Genomic DNA, 16,047 nt, shown 5'->3' on the forward strand with positions numbered 1-16,047 from the left:
GGGATTGTCATGATTCGCGCGCTCGCTTATACCTCTGCCCTGTTCCTGGTGTCCGGCCTGATCTTGCTTCTGGTAGACAGCTTGATCTACAAGATCCAGCACATGGATAAGGAGCGGACATTAGCCCGGATTCTCGGGTGGACCCAGCTGTCCCTGGCGGGTGCCTCTTTTCTGGCTTATCTGCTGCTGGAACTGTAGGCTTTGGCCAAGGCCGGTTATGGTACCGCCGGGTTACACATGGTATATTGAGTCTAGTACAAACCTCATTAGGATGGAGAATCAGGATTCATGAAAGAACGCAAAAATTCCGGGAGCCGCCCGGGAAACAAAATGCAGGCACGGCCTAAGCCCGCCATCGCCAAGCGGGAACAGGCCGATGAGGTGCGTTCCGGCGACCGCATTGTCGTCACGATCAAGCGGCTGGGCATTAATGGCGAGGGCGTTGGTTATTACCGGCGCAAAGCCGTTTTCGTCGAAGGGGGAATTCCCGGCGAAGTCATTAAAGCGGAAGTCACCCGCGTAGAGAATAAATTCATTACCGCCGCAATTCGGGAAATCGAGAAGCGCTCTCCGCATCGAGTTGATGCGCCTTGCCCGGTGTTCGGCATTTGCGGCGGCTGCCAAATCCAGCACATGTCCTATGAGGGACAACTCGCCGGCAAAGAAGACCTCCTCCGCGAGGCGTTCTCGCGTTATGCAGGCCTGCAGGACGTGCGCCTCAAACCGATGCTCGGCATGGACCATCCCTGGGGGTACCGCAATAAAGCGCAGCTTCAATTAGGCATGGCCCAGGAAGGCATGATCGCCGGTCTGTATGCGGCCGACTCCCACAAGCTGATCGATATAACCGGCTGTCCGATCCAGCATCCGAAGGTGAACGAAGCGGTGGACAAGACGCGAAACGTGCTGCAGCGCCTGGGGATTCCAGTTTATAAGGAGAAGAGTAGCCAAGGGCTCGTCCGCACGATCGTCGTCCGCGTCGGCTACCAGTCCGGTCAACTCCAGGTCACGCTCGTGACCGCCAGCGACAAGCTGCCGCGCCGGGAAGAGTTGATTAAGGAGCTGCGACTGGCCATGCCGGAGTTGACCAGTCTGGCGATGAACGTGAATCCGAAGAACACCTCGCTTGTGTTCGGCAACCGGACGGAGATTCTCTGGGGAGCGGACAGCATTCAGGAATCGCTGGGCGACCTGGAATTCACCTTATCTCCCCGCGCCTTCTTCCAACTGAATCCGCTGCAGACGATCAAGCTGTACGAATCCGTCCGTGCGGCTGCCGGTTTAACCGGCCGGGAAACGGTCGTCGACGCGTATTGCGGCACCGGCACAATCGGATTGTGGCTGGCCCCTTACGCCAAGGAAGTCCGCGGCATCGAGTCGATTCCCGAAGCCGTGGAGGATGCCAAGGCCAATGCCGCACGCAACGGGCGAAGCAACGCCGCGTTCTACGCGGGGGCTGCCGAGGAGCTTCTTCCCCGCTGGGTGAAGTCCGGATTCAAGCCGGACGTCATCGTTGCCGACCCGCCGCGTACCGGCCTCGATCCCCGCTTCCTCGAAGCGGTGCTGAAAACCAAGCCCAAGCATTTTGTCTATGTCTCCTGCAACCCGTCTACCTTGGCGAAGGATTGCAAAGTGCTGCTGGACGGCGGTTACGCCATCGAATGGGTTCAGCCGGTAGACATGTTCCCGCAGACGAGTCATGTAGAGTGTACAGTGTTGCTAAAATGGAAAGGGGCTAACGATTAAGCCCCCTGCAATAATTCATTTATGTTCAGTTTTGCAAATAACTTGATTTGCTTTTGAAAGGCACGGAATTGTTCTTCCGTGTCTTTTTGCGTTTCGAAAATGGCCTCGCGGAGACATTTTGTTTACAAGTTAGACGGCTCGTATTGACATGTGTCCTCTATACTCGAAAGAGTATCAATCAGAATGATCCAGAAAGGAAAAAATCACGATGACAAAAATGAAAAGAATGATTGTACTGATAACCTGCCTGCTTATCGTTGTGATGGCCGGGTGCAGCGGCAACAACCGTGCGGGGAATAGCAGCGGAACTGGAGGACAGGGATTGCAGGGAACGCAAACGGAGGCTCCGGCAAATCCGGAACACCCGACAGCAATGCCCCCACCGGATCCTAACAAACAGAGCACCCTTGTTTTCACCATGTATAAATACGATCCCTACCTTCAGGATGCGAAGAATGCTTACGAGAAAAAGCACCCGAATACTAAGATTGATTTGAGATACACCATTAAAAATGGAAGCGAAGACGTTTCCGGAGTTAAGGAGGAGCAATTTCAATCCACCTTGATTGCGGATTTTCTGAAGGGCGAAGGCCCCGACATGGTTGTGATGGACAACTTGCCCTCAAGTAAATATGTCGGTAAAGGTTTGCTCGCGGATGTGGGCCGAATGATGAGCAGTGACCCTGCATTCCCGACAGAGCAATATTTCCAGAACATATTGAACAATTTGAAAGAAAGCGATGGCGGTTTGTATGCCGTGCCGTTATCGTTCTCCTTGTCCGCATGGTTGGGAGATCAGGATGCATTGGAGAAGTCAGGCGTGAAATTTGACGACAAAACCTGGACCTGGAATCAATTCATCGACACAGGAAAGGCGCTATCCCAATTGGAAGGCAACAAGTACGCGCTTGTTACAAAAGCACCGGAAGTTTTGTTGTTCGATAGGGTCAGTACCAGCTACCCTCTTCTTATGGCGCAGACCATTTGGAGAAAATCTTTGAACCTTATTATCGGGCAGGACAGGCCAACACGGATTCGGCAAGTGTCGGACTCGGTCTCAGCATATGCAAAGGCATTGTGGATGAGCACCGGGGCCGCATTCGGATATTAAGCGATAAAGGGCATACGCATGTGGATATGGACTTTCCGCTCGCGAAAGCTTAAGAGGGGATGACGATGAAAAGACAACTCTGCTTGTGTGCATTACTTGCTGTCTGCTTCTTGCTGACCGGCTGCTTGGGAGCGCCGCGAACGGAAACCATTATTTTGAATGATGCGGAGCAGCAGCCGTCTGGCGAAGAAGCTTCGCCTTTTACGGTGCAAACGACCTATTTCGTACTGGATGGACAAGGGGAAGACATCTATCCGATTGGATGGATCGACGCCGATGCGCTGCTCGCATTTACGCCCGAGTATCCGTCCCGGTCTCGTTTGGATCGAGTGAGCCAGCCATATACTTCCCGCCAGAAATTGTCGGATATAGACGTATTCACCTATCCCCAGAACAGCCTCGTCATTTCGCCAGATCGGCGAAAGGTCGCTTATATAAGTCTGACCGGCAACGTATTGCAACTAAACTTGCATTCTCTTGATAACAGCGGGAATCTACGCATTGAAACCACTAAAAACAAGCAACTCTTAAATGCACGGATATCGTGGTCAAGCAACGGCCGCTTCCTCTGTTATACAACTGACAACGAGGTGGAAAAGACTATTCAGCTGCATGTCTACGATACGATAGAAGGAAGCGCAAGAGGGTACTCTCTTCCGCTTGCGCATGAGAATGAACTCGTCTCCTCGGTTTATGTTTCGGATGATGGCGAGACCGCAGTCATTGTCAAGCGAATGGATCAAGACTCTGTGCTGGAATTGGGTGAATTGAAGGGAAATAAATTCATCAGCCAATACTGTCATCCCATAAGCAATGAAGACGGGGTAGAATGGATTCATCAAGAACAAATCGCCTTTGTTGGGACAGACGGAATGTTGTATGCTTACGATCAGCGCAATAATGCCCTTTCGGTTTTGCTGAACGATATCAAACAATTCCGCCTGTCGAGTGACCGCAAATTTATTGCCTATACACAGGACGACGGCGATGCGGTTTATGCCGGCAGTATATACGGCAACAATGTGTTGAATATGAAACAAATCTATAAGGGAATCGTACCCTACCAAATGGTTTGGAGCCCGGACAACGGTAAATTGCTGATCATCGGTTCAACTCTAAAAGAGCAGGCAAAGTTAAATCAATATACACAGATGAAGTACCAGAGTCTGGTCATTGAATTCAAAGGAAGCTACTAGAGATGAACGGGCCGAGCAATAGGCAGGCGAATCCCGAGAATCTCGCCAAATGACCTGCGGAACATAGCTTTCTTAAAGTAAATGTCCGCCGGACACTTCGATATCCTGGGCTGTAACCCAGCCGAAATCATCGGACAATAAGTTTACAATGACCTTCGCCATATCTTCGGGTTGGCCGATTCTGCCAAATACAGATTGCTCAGCCAGCGGCTTGATGAATTCAGGATGTTTATCGAATGCTCCATCGCCAAAATTGCTGTGCGTAGGACCGGGCGAGATGGCATTGACCCGAATTTGGCGAGGTGCAAGTTCTTTGGCGATGTAACGGGTCCAGGTTGAGAATGCTGCTTTTAACGAGCCGTAGACGGAGTACCCCGGAAATGACTGGTTTTTGGATGAACTCGTGGTATTTACAATAGCTCCCGCATCCTCCATGAATTCGACAAGTTGTTGGGATAAAAAAATCGGTCCTTTGAAGTTCGTATTAAGGATCTTGTCGAAGTATTCATGGCTCATCTCAGTTAACATCATTGGCCCCGACCCCGCCATTATTAACTAGGTAATCAAAAGTCGTTCTGTTCCAAATGTCCAGGAGGCTCTTTTTCACTTCTAGAACAAAACCTTCGAATGTTGATATTTGAGTCAAATCCAGCTTCAGCGCATATGCCCGAACGCCTTGATTCTTCTCAATTTCTTTAACGACAGCTTCTGCCCGGTCCTTATAGGAATTGTATGTGAGAATGACGCTAATTCCGCGCTTGCCAAGCTCAAGCGCCGTCGCTTTCCCAATGCCATTACTTCCACCTGTTACAATTGCAATTTTCATAAGATCCTCCTTGTTTGGTGTTCGTTCTGGCTTCAATTTTAGTTGTATCTATTGAAGAAATATAGACCTAATAATGCCTTTTGATTGCCTAAAAACACCACCTTACTTTTCGACGAACCCGGAACACCCTTTATATTTGTTGAGCAAATAGCCTAAAAATATCAAAGAATCTTAGAACTGTGTTGAGGGATATGAAATCGTATGATAAGATAAGCGCATGAATAACGTCCTTGATGAAATTATTGATCTAATGAAAGACGCAGGAACTCGACAGACTGAAACCGGAGTACCGGGGCTAAGTATGATTAAGGGAGATATCCCCGCTCATCAGCTTGCAGCGCTCTACGAGCCGATGATTGGTTTTACGGTTCAAGGAACAAAGATTCTTTCAATCGGGGGACATAACACTGATCTGAAAGGGCCGTCATATTACGTGTTGCCCGTGCATGTTCCTGCAACGGCAAGCGTACATCCGGACCGTCATGGCCGTCCTTACATGTCCCTTGGTCTCAAGTTGAATCAGAATGTTCTACAAAGTTTATTAAGAGATCTTCCTGAAGATCTATTACCGACAGCTTCCAAGCATTTCGCAGCTTGTGAAATGGACATTGAATTTATGGAGGCATGGCTGCGCTTAATACGATTATCGAAAACACCAAAAGATATTCCGGCTCTTGCACCGGCTTATGAGCGTGAAATCTTATATCGCGTTCTAATGGGACCACAAGGGTGGTATCTGAGACAGCTTGGTCTGCGGGAAAGTAATTTATCGAAAATGTCCGATATTGTTCAGTGGTTTCGTGATAACTTTATGAGGCCAATAGATATTGGCGAGATAGCATCAAAATCTGGTATGGCTGTAAATACTTTTCACCGTCAGTTCAAAAGGGCAACGGGTTTAAGTCCAATTCAATTTCAAAAGCAATTAAGGCTTCTGGAGGCTAGAAACCTCATAGCATTCGAGGGCTATCCAGTAGCAAGTGCCGCATATCAAGTTGGTTATCAAAGCCCCTCACAGTTTAATCGCGAGTACTCTCGCTTCTTCGGTTCATCTCCAGCCCGGGACACTGAGAACCTAAGACGAATCGAAAGCACGAGGGGCTAGATAGTTGGCAGAATAGCGTTGTGATATTCACTGTTTTCAAGTGCCGCTGTAAGCCGTGGCAAAGGAATGCCTGCCTTTTGGGCTTCTCTTACAACTTCAAGTATCGCAAAACCTGCTTTGCTGTTGTTGTGTTCCATGAAAAGCCGCGCCAAGCTGCCTTTTGCAAAAATGACCTTGTTAAACAAGATGCCCAGAAGTCCCGGAGGAACTTTAGTCAGCAGGAGAGAAATGGCATCCGGCTTTCCACCTCTTGCTTTCAGTACAGGGATCATTTCCCTCATATTCAGCCCAACATTGGAAAAAGAGTCGCGATGGTTCATTACCGCTGGAAAGCTCCCCCGTCTGATCACCTCCGTCTCCATAGCCGCATTCATGGCAAAGTGGTTCCATAGCCAGTTTTGCATATCCTTGATCCAGCTAATTCTAAAATGGGCACTTTCAAATAGTTCTTTGATCTTGTTGTTAATCTGTTCCGTGCCTGCCCGTGGTTTTTCCAGGAATACCATTTTCAAAAAGCCGCCTCTAAGCCGATTGTCCGCGATGCCGCCCCCTGCTCCGGGGAAACCGAAGACAACCTTATTCATAGACAAGGGTGCGATCGATGATTTCAAGTCTTGCCAGATGTTATTGAATATGAGGATCGGAGTATGGCCCGCAGCCGTTGCCAGCAATTGTGCCGCTCCCGGAAGCTGTTCCGTGTTGACGCTCGCAATAATGAGGTCATACTGGGGAAGGATTTCCTCATGAAGTTTGATGTTCCAGCTTTCTTTGATGAGCTTTTTCCCTTTTCGTCCATCCCACATTTCAAGCTCTATACTGCTTCCGTAGGTTTCTGTTCTCCCTTTCCTAACGTAAAACTCCACGGTATGCCCTGCCTGTTCAAAAGCCCACGCATATTGGGTCGATATTAAACCTCTGCCGAAGAATAAAATTCGCATGTTAGCCCCCTTAAAAAATAGTGGATCATCCTTGTTGATGATCCAACAACGTGTTGTATAATGATATTGTATGTATTCCCGATACGGTCATCAACCACCAGATTTTTAATATCTGTCGGATCATCCGATTGAACCGGCAATGGAGGCCAAACATGAAGAAACAGCCTGAACTGACGGACAAAACAAGGCAAACCTTTGTCAATGTGTTCTGTGATTTATATAGTCAAAAGCCTATTGAAAAAATATCGATTCAAGAGATCGCCAACCGATCAGGATATAATCGCAGCACCTTTTATCAATACTTTACAGATATCTATGATTTGCTGAACTACGTGGAAGAGAAGGTTTTGAAATCCATTAAGGAGGAAATCGCAAGCAGGGAGTTTTCTACGCATACTTTCCAGGACGCGCTTCAGTGCTTGGAGGATACAGAAGAAATTTCGGTCCTAAAAGCCCTTTTGGGTGACTATGGTTCGGTTCATTTTGTTGAGCGCCTGAAGCGAGAAATTCCCTTTGAAAAATTGATTGTGGACCTTCCAACCACTGAACTCTTGGCGTCGTACCTGATTGAGTTTTACATATCAACGCTAATCTCTTTGTTTCGCCTGTGGATACGCAACGACAAAGATTTGTCGTCGGAAGAATTGGTCAAGCTGATCGATAGCCTATTCGCCAACGGGATAAAACCGTACCATGTGCAGATACAAAGGAAAGTTTAAAACCGTGAACCTGCTTTCTCGATTCCCCCAAAGGTTTTTTGCGTATCATGACAGTTGACGTGCATTGTAGTACAATGCAAATATTGATTTCTTGCAAAGGGGAATTATCTTGATAAAGAAAGAAGTCGCTTATATCCGCAAACAGTTCAAGTTGGATCATGAAAGACTGAGCATTTACGACATCCTTAATGTCTATATTATGAAGGAAACGAATGAAATCTATCATTTTGAACGTACGCCGTTCGAGCTCCTGGAGCGGGAGAAGCAAGAGCTGCATATGGGCAATTTCAAGAAGCTGCTCGCTGGGGAATTGGACCAGAAGCTGTTCGAGTTAAAGTTCCAGGAGCAGCCGGAATCGGACAAGCCGTCGCAGGCGCTCCTCCATCAAGCGCTAGTCACCGGGGATGCCGAGGAATGGCATGAGCTGATGCTCCTCTTGGTCGAGAAGATGCTGGAGGATACGAAATACGAACGGGATACGGTGATCACCTTCGTTCGCGGTCAATACTACAAGCCAACCCAGGAACGCAACGAGGAAGCCGAGGAGAGCGAAAACGACGAGATGTTCGCGAACCCGTTTATTTTATGCAGCATCAATTCCACGGAACCGCAGCGCAAAACGCTCATGTTCGACTATGTCGAACGCGAATTCAAATACAACGTCATCGTCGATCCGATCATCAAGCTGCGTACGCCGGAGCAAGGTTTCTTCTACCCTAGCGTAACGGACGGGTTCTCCGATGTGAACCGGGTGCTGTATTGCGCGGGCAAAGTCAACGATCCGAATCAGCATTTTATCGATCAGGTTCTGAATGCCGAGAAGACCGTAACCGCCCTGGAAGAGAGAGCGATCTTCGAGGAGATCGTCAAGGAAATCGCCGGGGATCAGCTTGACGCCTCCACGATTGCGAGCGTATACGAAGAAATTCAGCAGGTGATCGAAACCCACGAGGAAGAAGAACCGCCGAAGCTGGATTACAAAGACGTCGAGCGTGTGCTGACGGCAAGCGGCGTGGAGAACGTAACGACGGAAAAGGTGGAGTGGGCATACCAAACGGTGGTCGACGACAAGAACTATGAGCTCAAAGCAAGCAGCGTCGTGCCGAAATTCACTTCCAAGTCGATCAAGATCGATACGAAGGTGGCCACGATTTCGGTCAGCCCGCAGGACTTAAAGTACGTGAAGCAGGTGAATTATCACGGCAAGCGATGCATCCTGATCGAGGTTGACGAAGATGCGGTGATTGAAGGATTTACGCTTAACACGGAAGAACTGTAGGAGTTTAGCATCCATAACGCCAAGGAGGCTTCATGATGAGTAAAGAACAAATTGGCTTATTGCCGGAACAACGTGAAGAGCTGCTCCATGCCTTGAAGGAACGATTCGAGAAGAACATGACCCGCCACCCCGGGTTGGAATGGGCCCCGATCCAAGCCAAGTTGGAGGCTCAGCCGGAGAAGCTGTGGTCGCTCCATGAAATGGAACGGACCGGCGGCGAGCCGGATGTGGTTGCGCAAGAGGAGCAAACGGGGGAATTTCTATTCTTCGACTGCTCGGCGGAAACGCCTAAGGGCCGCAGAAGCATCTGTTACGACCATGCAGCGCTGGAGTCGAGAAAGCAGCATAAGCCGGCGGACAGCGCGATGAATATGGCGGACGCCATGGGCATTGAGCTGTTAACGGAAGCGCAATACCGGGAGCTGCAGAAGCTGGGCGCTTTCGATACGAAAACGTCAAGCTGGGTCCAAACCCCGCCTTCCATCCGCAAGCTCGGCGGCGCCCTCTTCTGCGACCGCCGTTACGATACGGTCTTTGTTTACCACAATGGCGCGGAATCTTACTACGGCGTGAGAGGCTTCCGCGGCATGCTCAAGGTCTGATGATGGAAGAAGCGAAGGGCTTTAAGAGGCCTGTCCATGAAGAGAATGGCATGCTGTTTGCCTTGCTGAGCAGTTACTTGAACCATGCGCCCGATCTCATTCAGGCCGCTGAGATTGCCGAGATCGCCCAGAGCGGCGTGTCGGTTGAATACGCCTTCAAGCTGCTGCTCGCCGCCAAGTTCGGGCTGGATATCGTCGACAGCGAAGCGGATAAAGCGCTGTTTCAAGCCTATTTTCACCCGATGATCCATCAGCTTGACGCCGGCGATTACGAGCGGAACCCGTATTACCGGAACATCCGCCTCCCGGACGTTCGCCTCGGCAACAGCGAATTGAAATATGAAGCTTATAAGCCGTTCGAAGGCTTTGTCTGCAATGACATCCTCCTGACGGCGGAAGGCAGGCAGATCCCGCAGATCGGATTTTTCGAGACGGCATTTACGTATCCGGCAGTTTTGGAGCAAGGACGCATCTGGATGACGGTAACGCCCAACGAAATCGAAACGATGAAGGAACCCGTCGCCGCCGCCTTTGGACGGGTCCTGACGTTTGGACTTGGCCTTGGCTACTACGCCTATATGGTTTCGGAGAAGGACAATGTGGACAGCGTCACGATCGTGGAGATCAACGAGGATGTGATTCAATTGTTTAAACAGCATATCCTCCCCCAGTTCAAGCAGGCCGAGAAGATTCGGATCGTCCATGCGGATGCCTTCGAATTTGCTCGTACCCATCTGACCCAAGAAACTTATGACTACGTCTTCACCGATTTATGGCATGACGTTTCCGACGGGATGGCCCTGTATCTTCAGATGAAGCAAATCGAAAGACAACATCCCGGAATGAAGTTCTCGTATTGGATTGAGAAATCGATTCAATGTTACTTGAAGTAGCCTAGCGCCCGAATCCGTTCGGCGGCTTGAGCATGGGGAGAGGCTTAACACCTCACCCTCCATCAAATGCAAAAGTGCAGGCGATTTTCATCAAAAGGCTCTGACAGCGGCCTTCAAATGCATATGTGCAGTTGATTTCCGCTCATACGTCTCTCTTTTTCCCGAATCGGCTCTTATGAGATGCACTTTTGCATTTCATTGGCTCGAAACGGGAAATTGTCCGGAAATGAACTGCAGTTTTGCAGTTGGCCCCCCCCTGCCCTCCATCCCATGCCATGCCTTGCCTGTACCGGCCGGAAAGCGGCGTAGCCGTCCGCGAAGTCGGCAGCGGTCGCGGTCCCACTCGCGGGTTCACTCGCGGGCCCCATACCTTACGCCGTTTCATCCTTCAACGCCTCGACGATCGTCGCCCGCTTCAGTCTTCTGCCGCCCAGCGCGTAGGCCAGCCTAATGGAGAGCAGAATCCCCGCAGCAAAAGCGGCGATCGGCAGCACCGGAAAATGCGGGATGAACTCGCGGACATACACCAGATTACTTCTGAGGAATACCCAGACGACGGGGACGGTTACGGGTACGCTCAGTAAGATGGGGATCAAACCGAACAAGATCGCTTCCAGCCGCAGCATGCGATCGATCCCCCGGGGCTCCATCCCCACGGAACGCAGCATGGCGAACTCCCTTTGCCGCTGCCGCAAATTGCCGGACACGGTGGAAAATACGTTGGCGATGCCGATCAGCGCCAAAAAGGCGGCTACGCAGAGGATGACCGTTTTCATCAAGCGCTGGCTTTCCTCCCTGATATGGCTCGTTTCAACAATATTCCAAAGGGAATAATCCCCCGAACCGTACCAGGAATCGCACACAGTTCTTAAGGCGACGGTCGCCGGCTCAATCTGCTCCGGGGAATCCGCCACGATAGGAATCGATACGTAACGTGCAACCCTGGCGCGGTTTTCCTCCAAATGGGAGACAATGTCCAGATAAACGGTGCGCGGCATGATCTGCACCAGCTCGAAATGGCCGAACCGCTCTCCGATCGGCGGCATTTCGTCCGTTACGTAACCGACTTCGGTGGAAAACGTATAGTCCCCTTCATCTTCGGAATAGACCTTCTCCTCCGCTTGCAGCCGGTCCCCCGGGCTCAGCCTGAGAAACGGGATCGGGACGTCGTGGCGGCGGTTGCCGTGGATGTCGTCCTGCGCCTGGTTGAAGACGATCACGCGCGGGATGCCGCCCGAGCCGTAAAAAGCGCCGGCGTCCGCGCCAATCCGCTTGCTGTAGGCGGCAAAACTCTCGTCATCCAGCGCGACGATCCGCGTCTGCAGCCGGTATTTGCCGTCCTCCGCATAGACGGAGTACTTGCCGTCACCGGCAATCCGCGCGAGACCGCCGATTTCCGCAAGCGCTTCGCTTTGCCGTTCCTCCTCCACCCATACGGACGCCGAAAAATAGCTGACGAACATGGCGCTTTGCACACCCGGCACGGACCGGATCTCCGCCTCCGCCTGCGGATCCATGACCTGGCCGTCCTGGATGCGCAGCGAAATATTTTCTTCGGATGGATGAAGTTCATCCTTGAACAAAGCGCCTGCCACCTCGGTGATCGAGATCATATTCAAAAACACGCACAGCAAAGTAAAGGACAACGTAAGGGAGATCACGGCCGTGCGGTAAGATTTTCGTCGCGCGCGCAGGGCATTTTGCGAGAGCTCTCCTTCGAGGCCCCGCCATTTACCGATTAGCCAAGGCTGCCGCAGCTTCTTGATCTTTAGCCCGTCACCCTGACGGATGGCTTCGATCGGCGATAATTTACCGATCTTGCGCGCCGGGATGGAAGCGGACAGCCACACGGTCAGCAGCGCCAGCAGGACGGACGGCAGCGCGGCGGGCAGGCCGAACGTAAACCGGATATCCTCGACTTCGCGCAATTTTTCGGCAGCGCTGATGTAGGCGAACAGCCCGTAGCCCAGCAGCCAGCCTAAGCCGATGCCCAGCGGGATCGGGATGACCGACAAAATCAGCGATTCGAACACGACCGAACGCCGGATTTGCCTAGGCGAGGCGCCGATGCTCCGCAGCATTCCGAGCTGCCGCAACCGGGCGTTCGCGGACATCGCAAAGGCGCTGCTGATAATAACTACGAACAGGCCGGCAACCATGAGGGCCAGGGTCCCGAACATCAGCGGCAAGGAAAGCTGCTCGATAGAGAAATCCCCCGCCTTCCCGGAAGGGAAAATCAAATATTTGGACAGCAGGCTGTCGTTCGTTTTCACCATATACTCCCCGTATTCGTCCGGCTTGTAGCCTGCCGACCGGGCGATTTCGACGATATCCTTATACGCCGCCCGCGGATGATCGAATCGCATGTAAATAGTAAGTTTGTCTTCCGGACGGATCGAAGCTTCCTCCATATAACCGTAGGCCAGGTAAGCCGGCGTCGTGGAATTGGTGGTGATGTCCAGCTTCCCTACCACCCTGTAACTGCGCACTTCCACAGGTTCGAAGCGTTCGCCGTCTTTGTAAACGTTGCGGGGCTCCAACCGTTCTTCCCCCATGACGCGGCTGCCGACCGGCAGACGAACCGTATCGCCGATTTTGAACTCCGGATGGTGTTCAAAATATTGCTTCGAGACGGCCAGCTCCCCCGGCTTCTCCGGAATGCGTCCCTCCAGGATCAGATGATGCTCAGGCATATCCCGCCAGTAGTTGCCGGTGAGCCCTCGCATGATCAGGTACGGCCGGCGCGGATCGTCGATCTTGGCGGTCTCCCACGCGCCCTTGATCATAACCGTTTCCACATTGGGGTGCCCCGTGACGTATTTGAGCTTCTCGGCCGGCGTATCGTCAAACAGCTCAGCATGCCAGTTACCCCGCTCAAGCATCGTCAGGCGAATATTGTCCGTATGCATCGTATACAGAATTCCGCTGAGCGCGGAGAGCAGCGTTGTGGCGATCAGAATGGCGATCATGATCGCGGCGCTGCTTTTCTTGTTCCGGCGCACATAATCCAGCGTATATTCGGCCAGGATGTTCATCGTTTCACCGCCTCGTCGGAGACGATTTTCCCATCTTCAATGGCAATAATGCGGTCGGCCTCCAACGCGATTTTCTCATCGTGCGTAATCAGCAGCACCGTTTGCCGGAAGCGGCTGTTGGAGATTTTGAGCAGCTCGATCGTTTCCTCGGAATTTCTCCGGTCGAGGTTCCCCGTCGGCTCGTCGGCCAGCAGGATGGCCGGACGGTAGATCAAGGCGCGGCCGATGGCCACGCGCTGCTGCTGCCCGCCGGACAACTGCCCGGGCAAATGGCCCAGCCGGGCGGCCAGGCCGAGCGTCGTGACGATTTCGGCAAACCGGTCCTCATCCGGTGTCCTGCCGTCCAGCAGCAGGGGAAGCAGAATGTTCTTGCGCACATCCAAGGTAGGAATCAGATTGTAGAACTGGTAGATCAGTCCGACTTTGCGGCGGCGGAATACCGCCAGCCGCTCCTCGCTCAGCGCGGAAATGTCGGTGTCCTCGATCCGGATTTTCCCGCTGCTCGGGCGGTCTACGCCTCCCAGCAGATGCAGCAGCGTGGACTTCCCCGATCCCGATGCGCCAACGATCGCCACGAACTCGCCTTTGTTTACCGAAAAATTGATGTTGTCCAGCGCGATTACTTTCGTGTCGCCGGTGCCGTACGTTTTGCATAAATTTTCACATTTTAATAGCTGCATAGGTATAACCTCCCTTACAGCCCCATGGTATCAACCCAAAATGACATTTCGGTGACAGCGGCGACCCTTACGCATAAAACTTCACCGTAAACCTCGCGCCCCCGTCCGGGACGTTGCCGGCCCGGACGCTGCCGTTCTGCTTCGCGATGATCGAGCGGGCAATGGCCAGGCCGATGCCCGCGCTGTCCTTCGAAGCATTCCGGCCTTTATAGAAGCGCTCGAACAGATGCGGAAGCTCCTCCTTGGCAAAGCCTGCGCCGCTGTCCTCGATAACGATTTCCGTGTACAGCGGGTTTTTCGCGTAGCGGACGGCAATCCGGCCTCCGTCCGGCGTATGCTCGCTGCAGTTTTTCAGCAGATTCAATAGCGCCTCCGCCGTCCAGGCCGCATCGCCGTTAAAGCACGCTCCGGCTTCGCCTTCGATGTCCAGCTGCAACCTCTTCCGGCGCAGCACCTCATCAAGCGGTTCGGCGGCGCGCAGCAGCACGGCGTACACATCCACATGCTCCCGCTTGAATTCCAGGGTGCCCGCATCCAACCGGGACAGCTTCAGAAGCGCGGAAACGAGCGTCTCCAGGCGATACAGCTGCCGGCTCAAATTGTCCACGTAATCCGCATCTTCGCCGTCCCGGGTCTCCGCCAGCAGCTGCGTCATCAGCGACATGGAGGTAAGGGGTGTGTTGAGCTGATGGGAGATGTCGGCCAAATTATCAGCCAGCGACCGCCGCTCCCGCACGGCGGTTTCCCGCGTCTGCCGCAGCTCCGTGACCGTCTTGTGCAGCTCATCCTCCAAGCGGGAGAACTCATCCTCCCGGCGCATCAGCAGCGTATCCCGGCCAAGATTGATGTCCTCCAGATAGGCGGTTAACCCGCGAATGCGGTCCTGTCTTTTTCTTGAGCGATAGAGGGTATAGGCAAACAGCGCCGCTCCCGGTACAAGCATAAGCGAAATGCCGGTTCCGACCAGTTCGGCCGTATGCCGCCTTGCGAAGACCTCCGGAGCATAGCCGTAGCTGCGGAGGAGCGGATCACCCTCGGCGAAGTCCCGTGGGGAATTCGCCTTGAGCGCCTGCATCAACGCATCCTCCGCTTGCGGATGCGTTCGCCCCGCGGCGCCGAGGATTTGCGAGGCGGTCCGGTATTCCTGCCGGGCCGACACCTGGCCCGCGATCAGCCCCAACACCGTCCCGATCAGGACGCAGACGGCCAAAATCGCCAGCCCCTGCCGCAGCGTTCCGGCGTTCATGGCAACTCCTCCATCCGGTAGCCGATGCCTCGGATCGTTTTGAGGCAGTCGGTGTGATCCAGCTTCTCGCGCAGCCGCTTGATCGTCACGGTCAACGTGTTGTCGTTGACAAAGTTGCCTTCCGCGTCCCACAGCTTGTCCAGCAACTGCGAGCGGGTCAGGGTCTGGTTTTTGTGCTCCAGCAGAACGGACAGCAGCCGGTACTCTCCCGCCGTAAGGGACAACTCCCGCCCCGCCAGCCATGCTGCAGCCTTCCGCTTATCCAGCACGATGGCTCCGCAGCTTAGCACGGCTTGTCCCGCATTTTTCGTCCGCCTGAGCACGGCGTTGATTCTGGACAGCAGGACGGACAGCCGGAACGGCTTGACGATATAATCGTCGGCCCCCAGATCCAGTCCGCGCACAATGTCCTGTTCTTCGTCCCGCACGGTCAGGAAAATCACCGGCACGTCGCGAATGGCTTTCACCTTGCGGCAGAATTCGTACCCGGTCCCGTCCGGAAGGTTCCAGTCCAGCAAAATGAGCGCAATGTCGCCGGCCTCCGCAAACGCCGCCTCCCCCGCCGCCAGCGACGCGCAAGCCAGCGGCTCGAAGCCGTGCTTGCGCAGCGCAGCGGACAGGCCGAACGATATCGTCTCGTCGTCTTCGACGATCAATATTTTTTTCATACA

At 52.9% G+C, this 16,047-nt stretch carries 14 protein-coding genes and 2 pseudogenes; 10 read left to right on the plus strand and 6 right to left on the minus strand.

The genetic code is table 11. The annotated features are described in order from the left end of the window. Nucleotides 1–9 precede the first annotated feature (9 nt). The 5 genes and pseudogenes from BN3795_RS21580 (at nucleotide 10) to BN3795_RS21595 (ending at nucleotide 4,053) form a co-directional block, all read left to right on the plus strand. On the plus strand, nucleotides 10–198 hold the full coding sequence (locus BN3795_RS21580) for a CLC_0170 family protein (RefSeq protein ID WP_068786760.1): 189 nt from the start codon (nucleotides 10–12) through the stop codon (nucleotides 196–198). Between the two features lie 90 nt (nucleotides 199–288). Next, nucleotides 289–1,746 carry a 23S rRNA (uracil(1939)-C(5))-methyltransferase RlmD gene (rlmD, locus tag BN3795_RS21585; RefSeq protein WP_068786761.1) on the plus strand — a complete coding sequence of 486 codons (1,458 nt, stop codon included), beginning with the start codon at nucleotides 289–291 and terminating at the stop codon, nucleotides 1,744–1,746. Nucleotides 1,747–2,164: 418 nt separating this feature from the next. Then, nucleotides 2,165–2,614: pseudogene (locus BN3795_RS26010) on the plus strand (extracellular solute-binding protein); the annotation flags it as partial. A gap of 116 nt (nucleotides 2,615–2,730) precedes the next feature. After that, entirely contained in the window at nucleotides 2,731–2,910 is a 180-nt protein-coding gene (locus BN3795_RS25225; RefSeq protein WP_110945301.1) for an ATP-binding protein, read from the plus strand. 12 nt (nucleotides 2,911–2,922) lie between these two features. Beyond that, a complete protein-coding gene (locus BN3795_RS21595) occupies nucleotides 2,923–4,053 on the plus strand; it encodes a WD40 repeat domain-containing protein (RefSeq protein WP_068786763.1) in 1,131 nt (376 codons plus the stop codon). Between the two features lie 72 nt (nucleotides 4,054–4,125). Here BN3795_RS21595 and BN3795_RS26270 read toward each other — a convergent pair. After that, a pseudogene (locus BN3795_RS26270) lies at nucleotides 4,126–4,879 on the minus strand (SDR family NAD(P)-dependent oxidoreductase). Between the two features lie 217 nt (nucleotides 4,880–5,096). Between BN3795_RS26270 and BN3795_RS21605 the strand changes: the two are divergent. Further along, nucleotides 5,097–5,984, plus strand: coding sequence for an AraC family transcriptional regulator (locus tag BN3795_RS21605; RefSeq protein WP_068786764.1), 888 nt, complete (start codon nucleotides 5,097–5,099; stop codon nucleotides 5,982–5,984). On the opposite strand, the gene BN3795_RS21610 is transcribed toward BN3795_RS21605, so the two are convergent. After that, complete coding sequence (locus BN3795_RS21610) at nucleotides 5,981–6,922, minus strand: ketopantoate reductase family protein (protein WP_068786765.1); 942 nt, start codon at nucleotides 6,920–6,922, stop codon at nucleotides 5,981–5,983. The genes BN3795_RS21605 and BN3795_RS21610 overlap by 4 nt on opposite strands. A 152-nt stretch (nucleotides 6,923–7,074) precedes the next feature. Here BN3795_RS21610 and BN3795_RS21615 point away from each other — a divergent pair, with 152 nt between their 5' ends. The 4 genes from BN3795_RS21615 (at nucleotide 7,075) to BN3795_RS21630 (ending at nucleotide 10,415) form a co-directional block, all read left to right on the plus strand. Next, nucleotides 7,075–7,641: a TetR/AcrR family transcriptional regulator gene (locus BN3795_RS21615; RefSeq protein WP_068786766.1), complete on the plus strand. Its 567-nt coding sequence runs from the start codon at nucleotides 7,075–7,077 to the stop codon at nucleotides 7,639–7,641. Between the two features lie 109 nt (nucleotides 7,642–7,750). Further along, nucleotides 7,751–8,920, plus strand: a complete 1,170-nt coding sequence (locus tag BN3795_RS21620) for a DUF4317 domain-containing protein (RefSeq protein ID WP_068786767.1) — start codon at nucleotides 7,751–7,753, stop codon at nucleotides 8,918–8,920. Between the two features lie 35 nt (nucleotides 8,921–8,955). Then, nucleotides 8,956–9,522 carry a DUF4256 domain-containing protein gene (locus BN3795_RS21625; RefSeq protein ID WP_068786768.1) on the plus strand — a complete coding sequence of 189 codons (567 nt, stop codon included), beginning with the start codon at nucleotides 8,956–8,958 and terminating at the stop codon, nucleotides 9,520–9,522. Beyond that, entirely contained in the window at nucleotides 9,522–10,415 is an 894-nt protein-coding gene (locus tag BN3795_RS21630; protein WP_232730004.1) for a spermine/spermidine synthase domain-containing protein, read from the plus strand. Before BN3795_RS21625 ends, BN3795_RS21630 begins: the two co-directional genes overlap by 1 nt. Nucleotides 10,416–10,786: 371 nt before the next feature. On the opposite strand, the gene BN3795_RS21640 is transcribed toward BN3795_RS21630, so the two are convergent. The 4 genes from BN3795_RS21640 to BN3795_RS21655 form a co-directional block, all read right to left on the minus strand. Then, a complete protein-coding gene (locus BN3795_RS21640) occupies nucleotides 10,787–13,450 on the minus strand; it encodes an ABC transporter permease (RefSeq protein WP_068786770.1) in 2,664 nt (887 codons plus the stop codon). Then, nucleotides 13,447–14,130 (minus strand): ABC transporter ATP-binding protein, encoded by a 684-nt coding sequence (locus BN3795_RS21645; RefSeq protein ID WP_068786771.1) that lies wholly within the window; start codon nucleotides 14,128–14,130, stop codon nucleotides 13,447–13,449. Before BN3795_RS21645 ends, BN3795_RS21640 begins: the two co-directional genes overlap by 4 nt. Nucleotides 14,131–14,197: 67 nt before the next feature. Further along, nucleotides 14,198–15,376 carry a sensor histidine kinase gene (locus BN3795_RS21650; protein WP_068786772.1) on the minus strand — a complete coding sequence of 393 codons (1,179 nt, stop codon included), beginning with the start codon at nucleotides 15,374–15,376 and terminating at the stop codon, nucleotides 14,198–14,200. Beyond that, nucleotides 15,373–16,044 carry a response regulator transcription factor gene (locus tag BN3795_RS21655; RefSeq protein ID WP_068786773.1) on the minus strand — a complete coding sequence of 224 codons (672 nt, stop codon included), beginning with the start codon at nucleotides 16,042–16,044 and terminating at the stop codon, nucleotides 15,373–15,375. Before BN3795_RS21655 ends, BN3795_RS21650 begins: the two co-directional genes overlap by 4 nt. Nucleotides 16,045–16,047 lie beyond the last annotated feature (3 nt).

Origin of the sequence: Paenibacillus phocaeensis, from assembly GCF_900021165.1 — a bacterium.
GTDB lineage: Bacteria > Bacillota > Bacilli > Paenibacillales > Paenibacillaceae > Fontibacillus > Fontibacillus phocaensis.

Bases quoted from the DNA above. Each gene is read 5' to 3' on its own strand.
- BN3795_RS21580 (WP_068786760.1), top strand. From the start codon at position 10: ATGATTCGCGCGCTCGCTTATACCTCTGCCCTGTTCCTGGTGTCCGGC.
- rlmD (WP_068786761.1), top strand. From the start codon at position 289: ATGAAAGAACGCAAAAATTCCGGGAGCCGCCCGGGAAACAAAATGCAG.
- BN3795_RS21655 (WP_068786773.1), bottom strand. From the start codon at position 16,044: ATGAAAAAAATATTGATCGTCGAAGACGACGAGACGATATCGTTCGGC.
- BN3795_RS21640 (WP_068786770.1), bottom strand. From the start codon at position 13,450: ATGAACATCCTGGCCGAATATACGCTGGATTATGTGCGCCGGAACAAG.
- BN3795_RS21595 (WP_068786763.1), top strand. From the start codon at position 2,923: ATGAAAAGACAACTCTGCTTGTGTGCATTACTTGCTGTCTGCTTCTTG.
- BN3795_RS21630 (WP_232730004.1), top strand. From the start codon at position 9,522: ATGATGGAAGAAGCGAAGGGCTTTAAGAGGCCTGTCCATGAAGAGAAT.
- BN3795_RS21650 (WP_068786772.1), bottom strand. From the start codon at position 15,376: ATGAACGCCGGAACGCTGCGGCAGGGGCTGGCGATTTTGGCCGTCTGC.
- BN3795_RS21605 (WP_068786764.1), top strand. From the start codon at position 5,097: ATGAATAACGTCCTTGATGAAATTATTGATCTAATGAAAGACGCAGGA.
- BN3795_RS21615 (WP_068786766.1), top strand. From the start codon at position 7,075: ATGAAGAAACAGCCTGAACTGACGGACAAAACAAGGCAAACCTTTGTC.
- BN3795_RS21610 (WP_068786765.1), bottom strand. From the start codon at position 6,922: ATGCGAATTTTATTCTTCGGCAGAGGTTTAATATCGACCCAATATGCG.
- BN3795_RS21625 (WP_068786768.1), top strand. From the start codon at position 8,956: ATGAGTAAAGAACAAATTGGCTTATTGCCGGAACAACGTGAAGAGCTG.
- BN3795_RS21645 (WP_068786771.1), bottom strand. From the start codon at position 14,130: ATGCAGCTATTAAAATGTGAAAATTTATGCAAAACGTACGGCACCGGC.